This is a genomic window from Agromyces solani (genome assembly GCF_058349925.1).
Map to the genome: position 1 here is coordinate 261838 of NZ_JBYRER010000001.1, position 18818 is coordinate 280655.

15 protein-coding genes are annotated in these 18818 nt (G+C 72.5%); 12 read left to right on the forward strand and 3 right to left on the reverse strand.

Annotated elements, in window-relative coordinates:
* Window positions 1-175: 175 nt before the first annotated feature.
* From AC3RJ7_RS01290 to AC3RJ7_RS01315, 6 genes are read left to right on the forward strand one after another with little or no spacing between them, the layout of a single operon-like run.
* Entirely contained in the window at window positions 176-1819 is a 1644-nt protein-coding gene (locus AC3RJ7_RS01290; RefSeq protein ID WP_491454049.1) for an ABC transporter substrate-binding protein, read from the forward strand.
* A complete protein-coding gene (locus AC3RJ7_RS01295; protein ID WP_491454050.1) occupies window positions 1816-2772 on the forward strand; it encodes an ABC transporter permease in 957 nt (318 codons plus the stop codon). The genes AC3RJ7_RS01290 and AC3RJ7_RS01295 overlap by 4 nt, the downstream gene beginning before the upstream one ends.
* Window positions 2769-3647 (forward strand): ABC transporter permease, encoded by an 879-nt coding sequence (locus tag AC3RJ7_RS01300; protein WP_491454051.1) that lies wholly within the window; start codon window positions 2769-2771, stop codon window positions 3645-3647. The genes AC3RJ7_RS01295 and AC3RJ7_RS01300 overlap by 4 nt, the downstream gene beginning before the upstream one ends.
* Window positions 3644-4606 (forward strand): ABC transporter ATP-binding protein, encoded by a 963-nt coding sequence (locus tag AC3RJ7_RS01305; RefSeq protein WP_491454052.1) that lies wholly within the window; start codon window positions 3644-3646, stop codon window positions 4604-4606. Before AC3RJ7_RS01300 ends, AC3RJ7_RS01305 begins: the two co-directional genes overlap by 4 nt.
* The gene (locus AC3RJ7_RS01310; protein ID WP_491454053.1) at window positions 4603-5421 is read left to right on the forward strand and encodes an ABC transporter ATP-binding protein; all 819 of its coding nucleotides are present in this window, start codon (window positions 4603-4605) and stop codon (window positions 5419-5421) included. Before AC3RJ7_RS01305 ends, AC3RJ7_RS01310 begins: the two co-directional genes overlap by 4 nt.
* Before the next feature lie 38 nt (window positions 5422-5459).
* Entirely contained in the window at window positions 5460-7094 is a 1635-nt protein-coding gene (locus AC3RJ7_RS01315) for an ABC transporter substrate-binding protein (RefSeq protein WP_491454054.1), read from the forward strand.
* A 98-nt stretch (window positions 7095-7192) separates the two neighbouring features.
* Here AC3RJ7_RS01315 and AC3RJ7_RS01320 read toward each other — a convergent pair whose 3' ends face one another.
* Together AC3RJ7_RS01320 and AC3RJ7_RS01325 are read right to left on the reverse strand one after the other, a co-directional pair.
* Entirely contained in the window at window positions 7193-8320 is a 1128-nt protein-coding gene (locus AC3RJ7_RS01320; protein WP_491454055.1) for a hypothetical protein, read from the reverse strand.
* 95 nt (window positions 8321-8415) lie between these two features.
* Window positions 8416-8946, reverse strand: coding sequence for a GNAT family N-acetyltransferase (locus AC3RJ7_RS01325; RefSeq protein WP_491454056.1), 531 nt, complete (start codon window positions 8944-8946; stop codon window positions 8416-8418).
* Between the two features lie 269 nt (window positions 8947-9215).
* Between AC3RJ7_RS01325 and AC3RJ7_RS01330 the strand changes: the two genes are divergently transcribed.
* Both AC3RJ7_RS01330 and AC3RJ7_RS01335 read left to right on the forward strand, forming a co-directional pair.
* Window positions 9216-11258, forward strand: coding sequence for a DEAD/DEAH box helicase (locus tag AC3RJ7_RS01330; RefSeq protein WP_491454057.1), 2043 nt, complete (start codon window positions 9216-9218; stop codon window positions 11256-11258).
* A 95-nt stretch (window positions 11259-11353) separates the two neighbouring features.
* Window positions 11354-12109, forward strand: a complete 756-nt coding sequence (locus tag AC3RJ7_RS01335; RefSeq protein ID WP_491454058.1) for a hypothetical protein — start codon at window positions 11354-11356, stop codon at window positions 12107-12109.
* Window positions 12110-12115: 6 nt separating this feature from the next.
* On the opposite strand, the gene AC3RJ7_RS01340 is transcribed toward AC3RJ7_RS01335, so the two are convergent.
* Window positions 12116-14245: a RecQ family ATP-dependent DNA helicase gene (locus AC3RJ7_RS01340; protein ID WP_491454059.1), complete on the reverse strand. Its 2130-nt coding sequence runs from the start codon at window positions 14243-14245 to the stop codon at window positions 12116-12118.
* 166 nt (window positions 14246-14411) lie between these two features.
* Between AC3RJ7_RS01340 and AC3RJ7_RS01345 the strand changes: the two genes are divergently transcribed.
* The 4 genes from AC3RJ7_RS01345 (at window position 14412) to AC3RJ7_RS01360 (ending at window position 18771) form a co-directional block, all read left to right on the forward strand.
* Window positions 14412-15728, forward strand: coding sequence for an MFS transporter (locus AC3RJ7_RS01345; RefSeq protein ID WP_491454060.1), 1317 nt, complete (start codon window positions 14412-14414; stop codon window positions 15726-15728).
* A gap of 198 nt (window positions 15729-15926) precedes the next feature.
* On the forward strand, window positions 15927-17120 hold the full coding sequence (locus AC3RJ7_RS01350; protein ID WP_491454061.1) for a thiolase family protein: 1194 nt from the start codon (window positions 15927-15929) through the stop codon (window positions 17118-17120).
* A complete protein-coding gene (locus AC3RJ7_RS01355; RefSeq protein ID WP_491454062.1) occupies window positions 17120-17881 on the forward strand; it encodes an enoyl-CoA hydratase/isomerase family protein in 762 nt (253 codons plus the stop codon). The genes AC3RJ7_RS01350 and AC3RJ7_RS01355 overlap by 1 nt, the downstream gene beginning before the upstream one ends.
* Complete coding sequence (locus AC3RJ7_RS01360) at window positions 17878-18771, forward strand: 3-hydroxyacyl-CoA dehydrogenase family protein (protein WP_491454063.1); 894 nt, start codon at window positions 17878-17880, stop codon at window positions 18769-18771. Before AC3RJ7_RS01355 ends, AC3RJ7_RS01360 begins: the two co-directional genes overlap by 4 nt.
* Window positions 18772-18818 lie beyond the last annotated feature (47 nt).

Genomic DNA, 18818 nt, shown 5'->3' on the forward strand with positions numbered 1-18818 from the left:
CGCCCCAGAAATGGAACGTTACTTCTCGGAAAAAGAACGTTACATTCCCTTGACAGTCCCGAACGGTCCGTGTTTACTCATCGGCAGACGGCCGAGTGGTATCCCAAAGCGCGGTGCCCCCTCCGCGACCCGGTGCCGTCGCGAGCACCGACCCACGATGGAGTGAGGAGCAGTGATGAGGCGCACCGCAACGACCGCACGCAACGCCATGATCGCCGGAGGCGCGGTGGCGCTCTTCGCGCTCACCGGCTGCACGCCCCCGGCCGCGAGCGACGAGGCGTCCTCGTCGTCGTCGGTCGAGGTCGTCGAGCTGACGCCCGAGCCGACGGGCGAGCTCGACCGCATCGCCTGGGCGGTCTCGAGCGAGCCCGCCTCGCTCGACTGGATCTACAACGCCGACAACTCGACCGGATCGATCCTCGCCAACGTCTGCGAGGGGCTGCTGCGGCTCGCGCCAGACCTCACGCTCGAGCCCGCGCTCGCCGAGTCGTTCGACCACCCCGACCCGACGACCTGGGTCTACCGTCTCCACGACGGCGTCGCCTTCCACGACGGCACGCCGCTCACCGCCGACGACGTCGTGTTCAGCCTGCGACGCCACCTCGACCCCGAGGCCGGCTCGTTCTGGTCGGGGGCGTTCGCGAACGTCGCCTCGATCGAGGCGACGGGGCCGCTCGAGGTCACCGTGAAGCTCTCGGCGCCCGACGAGCTGTTCAACGCCTACATGTCGAGCCCGGCGGGCATCGTCGAGAGCGCGGCGACGGTCGAGGCGCTCGGCGACGAGTACGGCACGCCGCAGGGCGGCGTCAACTGCGCGGGCCCGTACGAGTTCTCGGAATGGGCGTCGGGGCAGTCGATCACCCTCGTGCGCGACGACGACTACTTCGACGAGTCGCTGCGGGCGAAGACCGAGACGGTCGAGTTCGACATCGTGCGCGACCCGGCCGCGGTCGTGAACGGCCTCCTCTCGGGCTCGCTCGACGGCACGTGGGAGGTCGCGCCCGCCTCGATCGACCGGCTCGCGTCGTCGGGCGTCGGGTCCGTCTACTACGGGCCGAGCACGCAGGGCTACAACGCCATCGTGATGGACCCGACGGGCCCGCTCGCCGACCCGGTCGTCCGCGAGGCCCTGTCGATGGTGATCGACCGGCAGGCGATCATCGACGTCGCGATCCAGGGCGCGGGCCGGGAGCAGCGCGCGCCTGCCGTGCCCGGCACGTGGGGCTACGAACGCGAGGCGTTCCAGGCCGCTTGGGACGACATCGACAGCGCGACCCTCGACATCGACGGCGCGAAGGAGCTGCTCGCGACGACGGACGCGCCCGCCGAGCCGATCGTGCTCGCCACGACCACGGCCGAGGCCCAGACGCCCGTGATCGGCGCCGAGATCCAGTCGGCCGCCGAGAAGATCGGCCTCGACGTCGAGCTGAAGTCGATTCCCGTCGACCAGTACTACGCGGTCTACACGGACCCCGAGTCGCGCAAGGGCATCGACCTCTACCTCACCGGCTGGGGCACCGACTTCGCCGACCCCCTGCAGATGTACCGCTACTTCGAGACGGGGAACTTCTACAACTTCTTCGGGTTCTCCGACCCCGAGTACGACGAGCTGATCGCCGCCGCGGGCGCGCACTCCGACCCTGCCGAGCGCGCGCAGTCGATCATCGATGCGCAGCGGATCGTCGTCGACGAGACCCTCTGGATCCCGCTGTACGCGCCGTACAACACGATGTTCCTGAACGCTCGCGCGACCGGGGCCCCGGCCTCCTACGTGCAGCTCCACTCGCCGTGGGCGGCGATGATCGGCGCAGCCGGATGAGCACCTGGATGCCGGCGGCGGCGAGACGGCTCGCGTCGCTCCTGCTCGTGCTCGTCGCCACCTCGTTCATCGTGTTCGGTGCGATGTACCTCGCACCGGGCTCGCCCGAGTCGTTCCTCGTGCGCGGCAACTCGGTCACCGCGGAGACCCTCCAGGCGATCCGCGACCAGTACCACCTCGACGAGCCGTTCCTGACCCAGTACCTGCTGTGGCTCGGCGGTGTGCTGCACGGCGACTTCGGGCTGTCGATCCAGTTCCGCCAGCCCGTCGCCGAGCTCATCGCGAGCCGCGTCCCGACGACGTCGATGCTCGTGGTCTACGCCGCGGTCGTCATCCTCGTCGTGGGCGTGCTCGTCGGGGTGCTCGCGGCCGTGAAGCGCGGTGCCGTCGACGGCACCGCGATCGTCGCAGGCACCGTCGCGATGGCGACCCCGTCGTTCGTCGTCGCGATGGCGCTCACCTCCCTCTTCGCGGTCACGCTCGGCTGGTTCCCCGCGTTCGGCGCGGGGACCGGGTTCCTCGACCGCATCTGGCACCTGACGCTGCCCGCGATCGCGCTCGCCCTCTCGTCGGCCGCGCTCGTGCTCCGGACGACGCGGACCTCCATGATCGGCGCGCTCCGCAAGGAGTACGTCGAGACCGCGCGGGTGCGCGGGTTCTCCTCGAACCGGGTGATCTGGGGGCAGGCGTTCCGCGGCGGCATCGTGCCGGTCGTCACCCTCGCCGGCCTCGTCATCTCGGGCCTGCTCGTCACGACCACGATCGTCGAGACGGTGTTCGGCCTCAACGGCATCGGGTCGCTGCTCGTGCAGGCGGTCAACGTCAAGGACTTCCCCGTCGTGCAGGCGGTCATCCTCATCATCGTCGCGGTGTTCGTCGTCTCGAACCTCATCGTCGACCTGCTGTACCCGCTGCTCGAACCCCGGGCCCGTGCGAAGGGCGGTGCGCGATGACGCTGCCCACGACCGAGACCCGGTCGACCCACCTGCTGACCCGCCGGTCCTGGCTCGCGATCCGCCACCGCGGCGACGGCCTGACGGTCGCGGCGGTCATCGCGCTCGCCGTGCTCGTGCTCGTCGCGATCTTCGCCCCGATCCTCGCACCCTACGACCCGAACCAGGTGTCGCTCATCGACGCCCTGCAGCCGCCGTCCCTCGCGCACCCGCTCGGCACCGACGAGGCCGGCCGCGACGTGCTCTCCCGGATCATCTGGGGCGCCCGCATCTCACTGCTCGGCCCGCTCGGGGTCGTCATCGGGTCGACCCTCGTCGGCGTGACGGTCGGCGTCGTGTCGGCCTGGCGCGGCGGCTGGGTCGACGGCACCCTCTCCCGGATCGTCGAGATCCTGTTCGCCTTCCCCGGCGTGCTGCTCGCCATCCTCATCGTCGCGGTCTTCGGCCCCGGCCTCGGCGCGACGGTGTTCGCGCTCGCCATCGCCTACATCCCGTACATGGCGCGCACGACGCGCAGCGTCGCCCTCGCCGAACGCGAGACGCCGTACGTCAAGGCGCTCGAACTCCAGGGCATGTCGGCGTGGCGCATCACGTCGCTGCACCTCGTGCCGAACATCGCGCCGTTCGTGCTCGCACAGGCCACGCTCTGCTTCGGCTACGCGATGATCGACCTCGCCGGCCTCTCGTTCCTCGGATTCGGCGTGCAGCCGCCCGAGGCCGACTGGGGCGCGATGGTCGCGGCCGGCCAGGCCGCGCTCATCCAGGGTTCGCCGGCCCCCGCGCTCGCACCCGGCATCGTCATCGTCATCGCCGTCGTCAGCTTCAGCCTGCTGGGCGAGGGCATCGCAGAGCGCGTGAGGAGGACCAGCGCATGATCGGCTCGCTGGGCGCCCAGGCGGCGCCGGCACCCGAGGGGGATGCCTCGGGCGACGTGCTCCGCATCGAGGACCTGGGCCTCGACATCGCGAACCGGGAGCGGTCCGACCGCATCCTCGACGGCGTCTCGCTGTCGTGCGGCGCCGGGGAGATCGTGGGCCTCGTCGGCGAGTCGGGCTCCGGCAAGTCGATGACGCTGCGCGCCGTCGTCGGCCTGCAGCCGCACGGCTCGAGGGTCACGGGATCGATCCGGGTCGACGGCCGCGAGGTCGTCGGCGCCGATCGGGCGACCGTGCTCGCCGTCCGGCGCGAGCACGCCGCGATGATCTTCCAGGACCCGCGGGCGCACGTGAACCCGTACCAGCGCATCGGCGCCTTCGTGGCCGACGGGCTGCGGCACACGCGCGGCTGGGACAAGCGCCGGGCGCACGAGAAGGTGCTGGGCCTGCTCGACGAGGTGGGCCTGCCCGACGCCGACGTGCTCGCGGGGCGCTATCCGCACGAGCTGTCGGGCGGCATGCTGCAGCGCGTGATGATCGCCTCGGCCCTCTCGACCGAGCCGCGGCTGCTGCTCGCCGACGAGTCGACGACCGCGCTCGACGTCACGACGCAGGCCGAGATCATGGGCCTCCTGCGCCGCCTCCGCGAGGAGCGCGGGCTCGCGATCGTGTTCGTGACGCACGACCTCGACCTCGCCGCGGCGAGCTGCGACCGCATCCACGTCATGCAGACCGGCCGGGTCGTCGAGCATGGTCCCGCCCTCGACGCCTTCGAGCGCCCCCAGCACCCGTACACGCGCAAGCTCCTGGCGGCGATGCCCTCGCGACTCGCGCTCGACGCCGCGTGGCAGGCCTCCGCCGAGGCATCCATGCTGGACGGCTCGCCGATGCCGGCCGACCCGTACCTGCCCGCCGAGACCCGCGCCGAGGCATCCGAACCGATGGGAGACGCCCGATGAGCGACATCCTCGCCGTCGAATCGCTCTCGAAGAGCTACGACCAGGGGCGCGTGCAGGCCGTGCGCGACGTGAGCTTCGCACTCGCCGAAGGCGGCGCGCTCGGCGTCGTCGGCGAATCGGGCTCGGGCAAGACGACGCTCTCGCGCCTCATCACCGGCATCGAGCAGCCCGACTCGGGGCGCATCGTCGTCGCCGGCGAACCGCTCGAGGCGCGATCGAGCCGCAGGGCGAGGCACGCCCGCGCGGGCATCATGCAGATGGTCTTCCAGGACCCGTACCAGAGCCTCGATCCGCGGCAGACGCCCGAGGAGACGATCGACGAGATCATCGCGCTGCACACCGGACTGCGCGGCGCCGCCCGCACCGCACGGCGCCGCGAGCTGCTCGACCAGGTCGACCTGCCGGAGCGCGCCCGCACGGCGATGCCGCGCGACCTCTCCGGCGGACAGCGCCAGCGGGTCGCGATCGCCCGGGCGCTCGCCGCGTCGCCCAGGCTCGTGCTCCTCGACGAGGCCACGAGCGCGCTCGACGTCTCGGTGCAGGCGCAGATCCTCAAGCTGCTCGCGCGCATCCGCGCCGAGACCGGGGTCGCCATCCTGTTCGTCAGCCACGACCTGGAGGTCGTCCGATCGGTCACCGAGGAACTCATCGTCATGTTCCGCGGCGAGGTGGTCGAGTCGGGAACGACCGAGCGCGTGCTGCGCGACCCGCAGCACGCGTACACGCGCCTGCTCCTCAGCAGCGTGCCCAGACCCGGCTGGGACCCCGACCGGGTCTCCAGCGATCGCCGCAGTTTCCTCCGCCAATCCGCGTGACCGCACGGTCGCGCCGCTTCCCCCACCTGGAGAGATCGATGTCGATGTCCCACCGCCCGTTCCGAGCCGCAGGAGGTGTCGCGGCGATCGCCGTCGCGGCCCTGCTCGTCGGCTGCACCGCCTCAGAGCCGACCTCGTCGAAGGACGAGAAGCCCGAGCTCACCGACGCACTGCCCGCCCCCACGAGCGAGGTCGACCGGCTCGACTGGGCGCTCTACGCCGAGCCGAGCTCGCTCGACCCGATCTACCCGAACGACTTCCCGCCGATGGAGGTGCTCTCGAACGTCTGCGAGAGCCTCATGCGCATCTCGCCCGACTTCGAGATCGAGCCCGCGCTCGCCGAATCGGTCGAGCAGCCCGACCCGTTGACGCTCGTCTACACCCTGCGACCCGGCGTGACCTTCCACAGCGGTGCGCCGCTCACGGCCGACGACGTCGTATACAGCCTGGATCGCGCCCGCAGCGACGAGCTCGGCTCGTTCCACACCGCCGTGTACGCGAACGTCGCCGACATCGTCGCGACCTCGCCCGACGAGGTCACGATCACGCTGACCGCGCCCGACCAGACCCTCCCGCAGGCGCTCGCGACGGGCGCCGGCCGCATCGTGGGCCGCGCTTCGACCGAGGCGCAGGGCGAGGACTTCGGAGGGCCCGGCTCCGAGGTCGACTGCACCGGGCCGTACGAGCTGGCGTCGTGGCGGGCCGGCGAGGGCATCGCGCTCGAGCGCTTCGACGGCTACTGGGACGACTCGCTGCCCTCGCTCGTGAAGGCCGTCGAGTTCTCGTTCGTGCGCGACCCCGCGGCCCGCGTGAACGCCCTGCTCTCGGGCGAGACCGACGGCACCTGGGGCGTGCCGGCCTCGGGCTACGCCCGCCTCGGATCGAGCGGTGCGGGCACGCTCGCCTTCGGGCGCACCTCGGGCAGCTACGTGGGCATGGTGACCGACCTCACCGGGCCGCTCGCCGACCCGCGCATCCGCCGGGCGCTCGCGCTCAGCATCGACCAGCAGGGCATCATCCAGGCCGCGGTCGGCGGCGCCGCCGACCCGCTCGCGGCACCAGCGTCGCCCGGCACCTGGGGCTTCGCCCGTGACGACTTCGAGCAGGCGTACCAGGGCATCGCCGACGCCCGCGGCGGCATCGAGGAGGCGAAGCAGCTCGTCGAGGAGGCCGGAGCGCCGAGCGAGCCGATCACGATCGCGGTGACGAACTCGCAGGCCGAGATGCCGATCATCGGCGCAGAGGTGCAGCGCGCCGCGCAGGCGATCGGCCTCGAGGCCGAGCTCACGTCGCTGCCGGCCGACGGCTACAACGCGCTCTACAGCGACGCCGGGGCGCGCGACGGCATCGACCTCATCTTCTCGCTGTGGCAGACGGACTTCCCGGACCCGACGCAGATCTACCAGTACCTCGAGAGCGACAACTTCTTCAATCTCGCCGGGTGGTCGAACGCCGACTTCGACGCCGACCTCGACGCGTCGCGGGCGACCGCCGACGCCGACGCCCGCGCCGCCGCGCTCATCGCCGCGCAGCAGATCGCGGTCGACGACCCGACGTGGCTGCCGATCTACACCCCGTACAACGCGGTGTTCCTCGGCGAGGGGCTGACCGGGGCGCCGACCGCGGCGGTGCAGCTCACCTACCCATGGGTCGCGACGATCGGAGGCGAATGAGCTGAAGCGTGAAACGGGGAGCCGGGCCGCGACCGCGAGGTCGCGGCCCGGCTCATGCGCGCCGTTCCGGGCCGGGAAGTCCGGGCGGGGCGGCCGGCTCACGCGCGCAGCTCTCCCGTGGTCGCGTCGAAGATCACGGTCGCGTCGTCGTAGGGCGAGTCGAGCAGCACCATCGCCTGCACCGGCCGCTCGCCGGTCTCGTCGGCCGCCATCGCGCGCTCGAAGATCACGATGACCGAGTCGGGGTCGGTGATTCCGCTCTCCGCCTCCGCCGCGGCGATGAGCTCGCGGACCTGCGAGAAGTCGACCGTCGAGACGTCGAAGAGCGATCCCTCCGGATCATCGGGCTGGATGAGCTCGGGACCCTGGTGCTCGGTGCGGTCGTAGCGGTACTGGTAGTCGTCGATCGTGAGCGCCCCCGGCGACGACGGCGCGGTCGCGAGCGCGTAGCCGTCGTAGAACGCGACGCTCGTGAACTGCGGCCCGCCGACCTCGCGCACGAGCGCTTCGACGATCTCCTCGTGGCGGTCGCCCTCGACGACGCCCGCGGCTGCCGGGTCGCCCGAGGCGATCGCGGTGACCGTCCGGCCGATCGTGGCGTACGCGGGCACGAGCGTCGCGGCGGCGGCGACGAGGAGCACCGCGACGAACACGACGGTGTGCACGGGGTTCGACCGAACCTTCGGAATGCCGAGCAGGGTCTCGGGCTCGCTCGGCCACGCCGGCGCGGCTGCGGCGAGCGGGATCGTCCGGTCGGTGCCCGTGCGCAGTCGCTCGGCCTCGCGCAGCCGCTCCCAGTCGTCGGGAGGTTCGAGCTCGAGCACGACGTTCGCCTTCGCCTCGACCGGCCGGCGCACCACGACGACGGAGCCGGGCTGCAGTCGCGGCAACGCGACGAGGTCGACGATCTCGCGGTGCACGGTCGTGTACGCGGCGCGGTGGCGGGGTGCGACGGTGAGCACGAACTCGCACTGCGGCTGGTCGTTCACGGTCATGCTCGTCCGCCGGATCCGCTCCACCCGTGCAAGGGCGAGTTCGCCCGTCGGATCGGTCGCGACGGCGACGGCCCGACGGCTCGTCGTGAAGATCGAAGCGGTGCCCGCGAGCAGGCCGACCGTGAGGGCGATGCCCCACAGCATCGAGTAGCGGGGGTCGCCGGTGACGATCGAGCCGATCAGGCCGCCGACGGCGACGCCGAGCCCGACGGCGGAGAGGAGGCGGAGCATGGTGCGGGTCCTTTCGCGGGGTCTGGTCCCACGATGGCCCGCGGCGCCTCCCGCGCGGATGGGTAGCGATTGCTCATTCGCCCGCCCGGCAGTGCTCAGGCCGGCGCGAGGTCCTTCGCCAGGCACACGCTGAACTCCTCGCCGACGTACTGGCCGAACTGCTCGATGCGCCGGTAGCCGTGCTTCTCGTACAGCGCGAGGGCGGGCAGGTGCCGCGGCCCCGTCTCGAGCACGATCTCGCCGATGCCGCGCTCGGCCGCGTCGGACTCGATGCGGGCGAGGAGGGCGCCGGCGACGCCGAGCCCGCGCCCGGCCGGGTCGACGAACATCCGCTTGAGCTCCCCGCGCGCCGGCGACCCCGCTGACGCCGCAGCCGCCGCGTTCGACGGCTCGTCGTCGACGAGGGCCGCGATGCCGACCGCCGTGCCCTCCGCGTCGCGCGCGACGTACAGGCGCACCTCCGGCCGCTCGAGCTGGGCGACGTCGAGCAGGAAACACGCTTCGGGTGGGTACAGGCTGCGCGAGTACTCGGTGCTGCCCTCGAGCAGTCGCTCGACCTCGGGTTGGCGAGGCGGTTCGATCGCGATCACGACGGATGCTTCGGGGCGGACTCGTTCGGTCGGCATGGCCCGAGCGTAGGCGGCGCGCGTTTCGCGCAGGTTTCGCGGTCTGCACGGGGGTTTCCCAGCCGATTTCCGGTATCCTCGACGGGTCGGTTCTTGACACCGCGTTCGCGCGGATGGGTTTGTGAGTCAGAAGGGCCGGTTCTGCGGCGTCCGGCCGCGGATAGTCACCGTATGTGAACGGCCCCGGTCGACGATGTTCCGGGTTCTCGGCGTGCTGCGCTCGCAGCGACGCCGCCATGTACCTGTCGTACAACCCAGGAAGTCACACCATGCCCAAGAACAAGAAGCCGAAGGGCGGCCGACCGGCCGCCAATTTCGACCCGTCGTACGCGAAGGGCGGCAAGGGCCGCGGCGCGCAGAAGGCCGGTTCTCGCAGTCCCGGCCATCGCGGGTACCGCCCCGAGGAGGAGGCGCCCCGCAAGGAGCGCTGGTCGCGCGAAGAGCGCGTCGCATCGGGCCGGACGCCGCACCGCGCCGACCGCCCCGGTCGCGACGAGCGCGGCGGGTTCCGCGACGACCGTGCGCCTCGACGCGAGCACGGCGACCGCCCCGCACGTCCGCACTACCGCGAGGATCGCCCGGCCCGCTCGTACGACCGGAACGGTCGCGACGACCGTCCCGCCCGCTCGTACGACCGCGATGACCGCGCGCCCCGTCGCGACCGCGACGACCGTCCCGCCCGGTCCTTCGATCGCGACGACCGCGCGCCGCGTTCGTTCGACCGCGACCACCGCGGCCCTCGCCGGTACGACCGTGATGAGCGTGCGCCGCGCCGGTTCGACCGTGACGAGCGCCCGGCCCGTTCGTTCGATCGTGACGACCGTGCGCCGCGCCGGTTCGACCGTGACGAGCGCCCGGCCCGTTCGTTCGATCGCGACGACCGTGCGCCGCGCCGGTTCGACCGTGACGAGCGCCCCGCTCGTTCGTACGACCGCAACGACCGCGGCCCCCGCCGCGAGTTCGACCGTCCCGGCTTCCGCGACTCCGAGCGCCGGCCCTCGAACTTCTTCCCCGCCCGCGACGAGGCCCCCCGCTTCTCGCCGAACGACGACGTCGTGCTCGAGCGCCTGGCCGCCGAGGCCATCACGGCCGACGCCGTCGAGGGCGTGACCTTCGCCGACCTCGGTCTCGGCGGCAACGTCGTGCGCACGCTCGACGAGCTCGGCGCCGTCTCGCCGTTCCCGATCCAGGCCGCCACGATCCCCGTCGTGCTCGAGGGGCGCGACGTGCTCGGCCGCGGACGCACGGGCTCGGGCAAGACGATCGCCTTCGGCGCCCCCGCGGTCGAGCGGCTCATGCAGCTCTGGGCCGCGTCGGGCAAGTCCGGCGGCCGCCGCCAGATGGGCCGCAAGCCCCGCGCGCTCATCCTCGCGCCGACCCGTGAGCTCGCCCTGCAGATCGACCGCACCGTGCAGCCGATCGCGCAGAGCGTGGGCCTGTTCACCACCCAGATCTACGGCGGCGTGCCCCAGGGGCGCCAGGTCGGTGCGCTGCAGCGCGGCGTCGACATCGTGATCGGCACCCCGGGCCGCATCGAGGACCTCATCGAGCAGGGCCGCCTCGACCTCTCCGAGGTCGTCATCACCGTGCTCGACGAGGCCGACCACATGTGCGACCTCGGCTTCCTCGAGCCCGTGCAGCGCATCATCCGCCGCACCGCGCCCGGCGGCCAGAAGCTGCTGTTCTCGGCGACCCTCGACACGGGCGTCGCCGCGCTCGTCGACGAGTTCCTCGTCGACCCCGCCGTGCACGAGGTCGCCGGTGAGGACCAGGCCTCGTCGACGATCGACCACCGCGTCTTCGTCATCGACAACCGCGACAAGCGCGACATCGTCGCCGAGCTCGCGAACCGCGAGGGCAAGACGCTCGTCTTCAGTCGCACGCGGGCCTTCGCCGAGGACCTCACCGACCACCTCGAAGACGCCGGCATCCGCGCGGTCGCCCTCCACGGCGACCTGAACCAGTCGCGCCGAACCCGCAACCTGCAGCAGCTCACGAGCGGCCGGGTCGACGTGCTCGTCGCGACGGATGTCGCGGCACGAGGCATCCACGTCGACGACATCGACCTCGTGATCCAGGCCGATGCGCCCGACGAGTACAAGACGTACCTGCACCGTGCCGGCCGCACGGGCCGTGCCGGCAAGGCCGGCCGCGTCGTCACCCTCATCCCGCGCAACCGCCAGCGCCGCCTGAGCGAGATGCTCGGCCGCGCCGAGATCGAGGTCGACTTCGAGGACGTGCGCCTCGGCGACGCCGTGCTCGTCGAGGTCGGTCGCGTGGCCGACACGGCGACCGACGCGTCCGCCTCCTGAGCCTGCGGGAGTCGCGCCGCTAGCATGAGCGCGACGCGACTCCCCGGCACGGCCGTCGGGGCTCGGGCGGGAGCGCGATGGGGAGGCGCACCCGCATGACCGACGAGCAGAACCCGCAGCCCGCTCCACCCGCCGGCCGGCCGGATCCCGGAACGCCGGCACCCCCCGGGGCCGCCGCAACCGCGGCCCAGCCGGCCGTGAGCCGGACCATGCTCATCTGGTTCGGCGTCATCATCGTCGTGCTGTCGTTCGTCGCGGCCTTCCTCGGCTCGTGGCTCGCGCGAGGCGGCACGCCCGAGGCGGCTCCGACGCCCACGCCGACCGCGACCGTCGACGAGACCGCCTACGAGGAGGCGCTCGAGGAGATCCTGCCCGCCGGGTCGGCCGTTCGCGCCGGCAGCGGCGTTCCCGAGGCGGGCAAGGGCTACGACGGCGACGTCTACATCGACATCACGACCTCCGACGTGTACCTCTTCGAGGACGGCGAGTGGACCCTCGTCGGCAACATCCGCGAATCCGCCGCCGAGAACCTCACGGGCGCCACCGGGAAGACCGGCGCGACCGGAGCACAGGGCGAACAGGGGGAGCAGGGCGAGCAGGGCGAGGCCGGAACGCCGGGCACCCAGGTGCTGCTCGGCGTCGGCGCCCCCGCGGCCGACACGTGCACGACGAACGGCGACGTCTACATCGACACCGCGACGGTGCAGTTCTACGAGTGCGCGGCGGGATCGTGGCGGCTCTTCGGCCCGCCGTCGACGCCGTCGCCCGCTCCGACGGAGCCGCCCGCCGCGAGCGACGAGCCGACCGGCACCGAGGCGCCCGCCGACACGGAGGCGCCGTCGGAGGGCTGAGGCCGGCTAACCCCGGACCGCGAGCGCGAAGGGCAGTACCTCGGTCGCCCCGGCCGCGCGCAGCTCGCGCGCGGCGACCGTGAGGGTCCAGCGGCTGTCGACCTGGTCGTCGACGAGCAGCACCGGTCCGGCCGGCACATCGAGCCCGGCCGCGGAGAACCGCCCCCACACGCCGGCGAGGCGGAACGCGCTGTTGCCACCGGGTTGCCCCGTCGGACCGCCGTCGACGAGCTCGAGCGCGCCGAGGTAGGGGAGTCGTCCGATGTCGGCGATGCCGCGGGCGAGCGAGTCCACGAGCTGCGGCCTCGAGCGCGAGGGCATCGCGACGACCGCGACGGGCCGTTCGGCCCAGCCCCACTCGGCGAGCACGCGCACGCAGCCGTCGAGCACGCGCGGCGGCACCGGCGCGTCGACCGCGCCCGCGGCGAAGAGCTCGCGCAGCGTGCCGCCCCAGCCGAGGTCGGTGAGCCGCGCGAGCGCGCGCCCCTCGGCGGCGCGCTCGTCGGGGGAGATGCGTCCCTTGACCGGGACGCCCAGCCGGTCGGCGCCCGTCGGCCACTGCGCCCGCGGCTCGATCGGCACGCCGACGCGGTCGAGGGCACCGCGAGCCGCTGCGGATGCCTCGCCGCCGATGCTCGACGCGTACCAGGCGCCCGCGCAGTTGTCGCAGCGGCCGCACGGCGTCGCCGTGTCGTCGTCGAGCGAGCGCTGCAGGAACTCCATGCGGCAGCCGTCGGTCGTCTCGTACTCGAGCATGTGCTGCTGCTCGGCGAGGCGCTCGGCGGCGATGCGCCGGTAGCGCTCGCCGTCGTAGACCCACGGCTCGCCCGTCGCGACCCAGCCGCCCTGCACGCGTTGCACGGCCCCGTCGACGTCGAGCACCTTGAGCAGGAGCTCGAGCGGCGTGCGCCGGATGTCGACCATGGCCTCGAGCGCCGGCGTCGAGGTGGGCCGGTCGGGGGAGAGGGCCGAGATGACCCGGCCCGCCCGCTCCTCGTCGGGCATCGACGCCGTCGCGAAGTAGTGCCAGATGTCGGGATCTTCGGTACCCGGCATGAGCAGCACGTCGGCCGACTCGGTCGCGCGGCCGGCGCGGCCGACCTGCTGGTAGTAGGCGACCGGCGACGACGGGGCGCCGAGGTGCAGCACGAAGCCGAGGTCGGGCTTGTCGAAGCCCATGCCGAGTGCGCTCGTCGCGATGAGCGCCTTGACCTCGTTGCGCTTCAGCATTGCCTCGGACTCGGCGCGCTCGTCGGGGTCGGTCTGGCCGGTGTACGCCCGCACGGCGTGACCGTGCTCGCGCAGCAGCCGGGCGGTGTCGTTCGCCGCGGCGACCGTCAGCGTGTAGATGATGCCCGAGCCCGGCAGCTCGTCGAGGTGGTTCAGGAGCCACGCGAGCCGGCTCGGCGAGTCGGGCAGGCGCAGCACGCCGAGCCGCAGCGAGGCGCGGGCGAGCGGACCGCGGATCGTGAGCACGTCGGCCGAGGCATCCGCCCCGTCACCCGGGACCACGAGCCCCGCTGCGGTCGCCCCCAGCTGCTCGGCCACATCGGCGACGACGCGGCTGTTCGCCGTCGCGGTCGTCGCGAGCACCGGCACGTCGGCCGGCATGCGCGCGATGAGCTCGCGGAGGCGCCGGTAGTCGGGGCGGAAGTCGTGCCCCCAGTCGCTGATGCAGTGCGCTTCGTCGACGACGAGCAGCCCGATGCGGTCGACGAGGGCGGGCAGCTGCGTCTCGCGGAAGGAGGGGTTGTTGAGCCGCTCGGGCGAGACGAGCAGCACGTCGACCTCGTCGGCGGCGAGCTGCTGTTCGACGTCGCGCCACTCGTGGGCGTTCGTCGAGTTGATCGCCACGGCGCGCACGCCCGCGCGCTCGGCGGCGGCGATCTGGTCGCGCATGAGGGCGATGAGCGGCGAGACGAGCAGGGTCGGGCCTGCGCCCGCCCGGCGCTGCAGCAGCGTCGCGACGAAGTAGACGGCCGACTTGCCCCAGCCGGTGCGCTGCACGACGAGGGCGCGCCGGCGCCCCTCGACGAGCGCCTCGATCGCCTCGAACTGGCCGTCGTGGAAGTCCGCGTCGTCGCGGCCGACGAGTTCGCGCAGGGCATCGAGGGCGGACGGGCGGAGGTCGGTCATGACCTCCAGCCTGCCCGATGCCGCTGACAGCCTTCCGCACGGGCGACCGGATGCGGTACGCTCTGGATTCCCGACCGAACAATCGGTCAGGAAATGCGGTCCGAGCACGGCACGTCCCAGTCATCTCGAACCGCGCCCCGCCCGCCCCCAGAACAACGGAGTTCGCATGACCGCTGTCACCGACCGCCCCCGGGCCGGAAGCATCACGGCCGAAGAACGCAAGGTCCTCGCCGGCACCCTCGTCGGCACCTCGATCGAGTGGTACGACTTCTTCATCTACGCGCAGGCCGCCGGCCTCGTGCTCGCGCCGCTCTTCCTCGCCCCCGTCGCCGAATCGAATCCGGGCCTCGCCCAGGTGCTCTCGTTCGCGACGATCGGCATCTCGTTCCTGTTCCGTCCGCTCGGCGCGATCGTCGCCGGCCGGCTCGGCGACAAGATCGGCCGCAAGAAGATGCTCGTCTTCACGCTCGTGATGATGGGCCTGTCGACCGCGCTCATCGGCCTCCTGCCGACCTACGCGGCGATCGGCATCGCCGCCCCCATCCTGCTGATCCTCCTCCGCATCCTGCAGGGCTTCTCGGCGGGCGGCGAGTGGGGCGGTGCCGCCCTCATGGCCGTCGAGCACGCGCCGAACGCGAAGCGCGGCTTCTTCGGCGCCTTCCCGCAGATCGGCGTGCCGGTCGGCATGATCCTCGCGACCTTCACGCTCTGGGTGCTCACGAGCTCGATGTCGCCCGAGGCGTTCATGGCGTGGGGCTGGCGCATCCCGTTCCTGCTCTCGATCGTGCTGATCATCGTCGGCTACGTCATCCGGCGCGCCGTCGAGGAGAGCCCCGTGTTCGAGGAGCTGCTGCGCCGCCGCGAGGAGTCGTCCGCCCCGCTCGGCCAGCTGTTCCGCAAGAACACGAAGCAGGTCGTGCTCTCGGCCGTCATCTTCATCGCGAACAACGCCGCCGGCTACCTGCTCATCGCCTACTTCGCCACCTACGCGGTGGCGGTGCTCGGCATGGACCGTCCGTCCGTGCTCCTCGCGACGACGCTCGCCTCGTTCGGCTGGCTGATCTTCACGCTCTGGGGCGGCCGCATCTCCGACCGGCTCGGGCGCGTGCGCACGTTCCAGATCGGCTACGTGTTCCTCGCGCTCTGGGCCGTGCCGATGTGGTTCCTCATCGACACCGGCGAGATCCTCTGGTACTTCGTCGCCCTCTTCGTGATGACGTTCGGGCTCGGCCTCTCGTACGGTCCGCAGGCCGCGCTCTACGCCGAGATGTTCCCCGCGAACGTGCGCTACTCGGGCGTCTCCATCGGCTACGCCCTCGGAGCGATCCTCGGCGGCGCCTTCGCCCCGATGATCGCCGAGGCGCTCATGAACCAGTTCCACGCCTCGTGGACGATCGGCGTCTACATCGCGATCGCCGCCGTGATCTCGCTCATCGGCGTCTCGCTCGTGAAGGAGACGAAGGACGTCGACCTGCTCCACTGATCGTTTCGATGCGCAGGGATGCCTCGGGGTGCACGCCGCCCCGAGGCATCCGTCGTTCTCGGCCGGCTTCGGCGGGTGGGATGTCGCGGCGACTGCCGTGACGTGCCATAATTACTTCCCGAACGCTCGGTCAGGAATTCGACCGGGCGATACCGTGCTCACGGTGCCCCGTCGGACAACGCAGTCAGGAGAGAGCGCATGGCCGAGGCCTATCTCGTCGGAGGGGCGCGCACGCCCGTCGGCCGCTACGGCGGCGCCCTCGCGACCGTCCGCCCCGACGACCTGGCCGCGCTCGTCGTCGGCGAGGCCGTGCGACGCTCGGGGCTCGCGCCCGGTGAGGCCGCGGAGATCGACGAGGTGATCCTCGGTGCCGCGAACCAGGCGGGTGAGGACAACCGCAACGTCGCCCGCATGGCCGTGCTGCTCGCGGGCCTGCCCGACGAGGTGCCGGGCGTCACCGTCAACCGGCTGTGCGCCTCGGGCATGTCGGCGATCACCATGGCGGCCCAGGCGATCCGGGCCGGCGATGCCGACCTCATCGTCGCCGGCGGGGTCGAGTCGATGACGCGGGCGCCCTGGGTGCAGCAGAAGCCGAGCTCGGCGTGGGCGAAGCCGGGCGCCGCCTACGACACGTCGATCGGCTGGCGCTTCCCGAACCCCGAGCTCGTCGCCCGTGACAAGGCGACGTTCTCGATGCCCGAGACCGCCGAAGAGGTCGCCCGCGTCGACGGCATCACGCGCGCCGAGGCCGACGCCTTCGCGCTGCGCTCGCAGCAGCGGGCCGCCGCGGCGATCGCCGCCGGCCGGTTCGAGGCCGAGATCGTCGGTGTGCCGACGCACCGCGGCGACGTCCTCGTCGACGAGGGTCCGCGCCCCGACTCGACGCTCGAGGCGCTCGCGCGGCTGCGCCCCGTGGTGCCGGGCGGCGAGGTCGTGACCGCCGGCAACTCGAGCTCGCTCAACGACGGCGCCTCGGCGATCGTCGTCGCGAGCGGCGCCGCGGTCGAGCGCTACGGGCTCACGCCTCGGGCGCGCATCGTCGTCGGCACGAGCGCGGGCATCGCCCCCGAGATCATGGGCCTCGGCCCCGTGCCGGCGACCGAGAAGGCCCTCGAGCGCTCGGGCATCGACCTCGACGACATCGGCTCGATCGAACTCAACGAGGCGTTCGCGACGCAGTCGATCGCCTGTATCCGCCGGCTCGGCCTCGACGACGCGATCGTCAACGCCGACGGCGGCGCCATCGCGCTCGGGCACCCGCTCGGGTCGAGCGGTTCGCGCCTCGTCGTGACCCTCCTCGGCCGCATGGAGCGCGAGGGATCGCGCTACGGCCTCGCGACCATGTGCGTCGGCGTCGGCCAGGGTTCGGCCCTCATCGTGGAGCGCGTGTGATGGCCGCCACCGGCCCCGCGGCGCCCGCCGCTCCCCTGCGCATCGAGCGGCTCCACGACCGCGTCGTCGCGGCCCTCGACCGCCCTGAGAAGCGCAACGCGATCGATCAGGCGACGATCGACGCCCTGCACGCGCTGTGCGCCGAGCTCGAGGCCGACCCGCGCATCCTCATCATCACGGGAGCGGGCGGCGTCTTCGCTTCGGGGGCCGACATCGCGCAGCTGCGCGACCGGCGTGCCCACGACGCCAGGCGCGGCATCAACGCGAACGCGTTCATCCGCATCGCCGACCTGCCGATGCCCGTCATCGCGGCGCTCGACGGCTACGCGCTCGGCGGCGGCGCCGAACTCGCCTACGCCGCCGACATCCGCCTCGCGACCCCGTCGCTCAAGATCGGCAACCCCGAGACCGGCCTCGGCATCATCGCCGCGGCCGGCGCGAGCTGGCGGCTCAAGGAGATCGTGGGCGACGCCCGCGCCGCCGAACTGCTGCTGACCGGTCGCACGATCGACGCCGCCGAGGCGCTCTCCATCGGGCTCGTCACCTCGGTGCACCCGGCGGCCGAACTGATCGCCGCCGCGCACGAGATCGCCGACCGCATCGCCCGCAACGACCGCGCCGCGACGATGGCGACCAAGCGCGTGTTCCGTGCGCCGCGCTCGGCCCACCCCGCCGTCGACCTCGACGAGCAGGCGGTGCTCTTCGAGAGCCCCGAGAAGATGCGGCGCATGACCGAGTTCCTGGAGAAGAGGAAGAAGTGACCGACTCAGAGACGCCGCGCTCCGCGACGACCGTCACCGGCGCACCGACCGCCGTCGGCGTGCTCGGCGGCGGCCGCATGGGCGCCGGCATCGCGCACGCGTTCCTCCTCGCGGGGTCGCGCGTCACGGTCGTCGAGCGCGACGCCGACGCCGCGGCCGGCGCCTCGACGCGCGTGCTCGAGTCGGTCGACGCCTCGATCGCGCGCGGCACCGCCGACGAGGATGCCGCCGCCTACGCCGCGCGGTTCGCGACGAGCACCGACGTCGGCGCCTTCGCGGGCTGCGATCTCGTCGTCGAGGCGGTGCCCGAGGACCTCGAACTGAAGATCGATGCGCTCACCCGGGTCGAGACCGTGCTCGCGCCGGGGGCCGCGCTCGCCTCCAACACGTCGTCGATCTCGATCGCCCAGCTCGCCGCACTGCTCGAGCGGCCGAACCGGTTCATCGGCATGCACTTCTTCAACCCCGTGCCGGCGTCGACCCTCGTCGAGCTCGTCCGCGGCGAGGCATCCGACCCCTCGCTCGTCGACGAGGCGCGCGGCTGGGTGCGCGCGATCGGCAAGACGCCGATCGTCGTGGCCGACGCCCCGGGCTTCGCGTCATCGCGCCTCGGCGTCGCCCTCGGGCTCGAGGCCATCCGCATGCTCGAGGCCGGAGTCGCCTCGGCGGAGGACATCGACGCCGCGATGACGCTCGGGTACAAGCACCCGGTGGGTCCGCTGAAGCTCACCGACCTCGTCGGCCTCGACGTGCGGCTCGGCATCGCCGAGTACCTCGCCGAGACGCTCGGCGACCGATTCGAACCGCCCGCCCTGCTGCGCCGCCTGGTCGCCGAGGGCAAGCTCGGCCGCAAGACGGGCGAGGGCTTCTACCGGTGGGATGCCTCGTGAGCGGCGCGCACGTGCGACTGCCCGCCGCCGGCGGCGCAGCCACGACC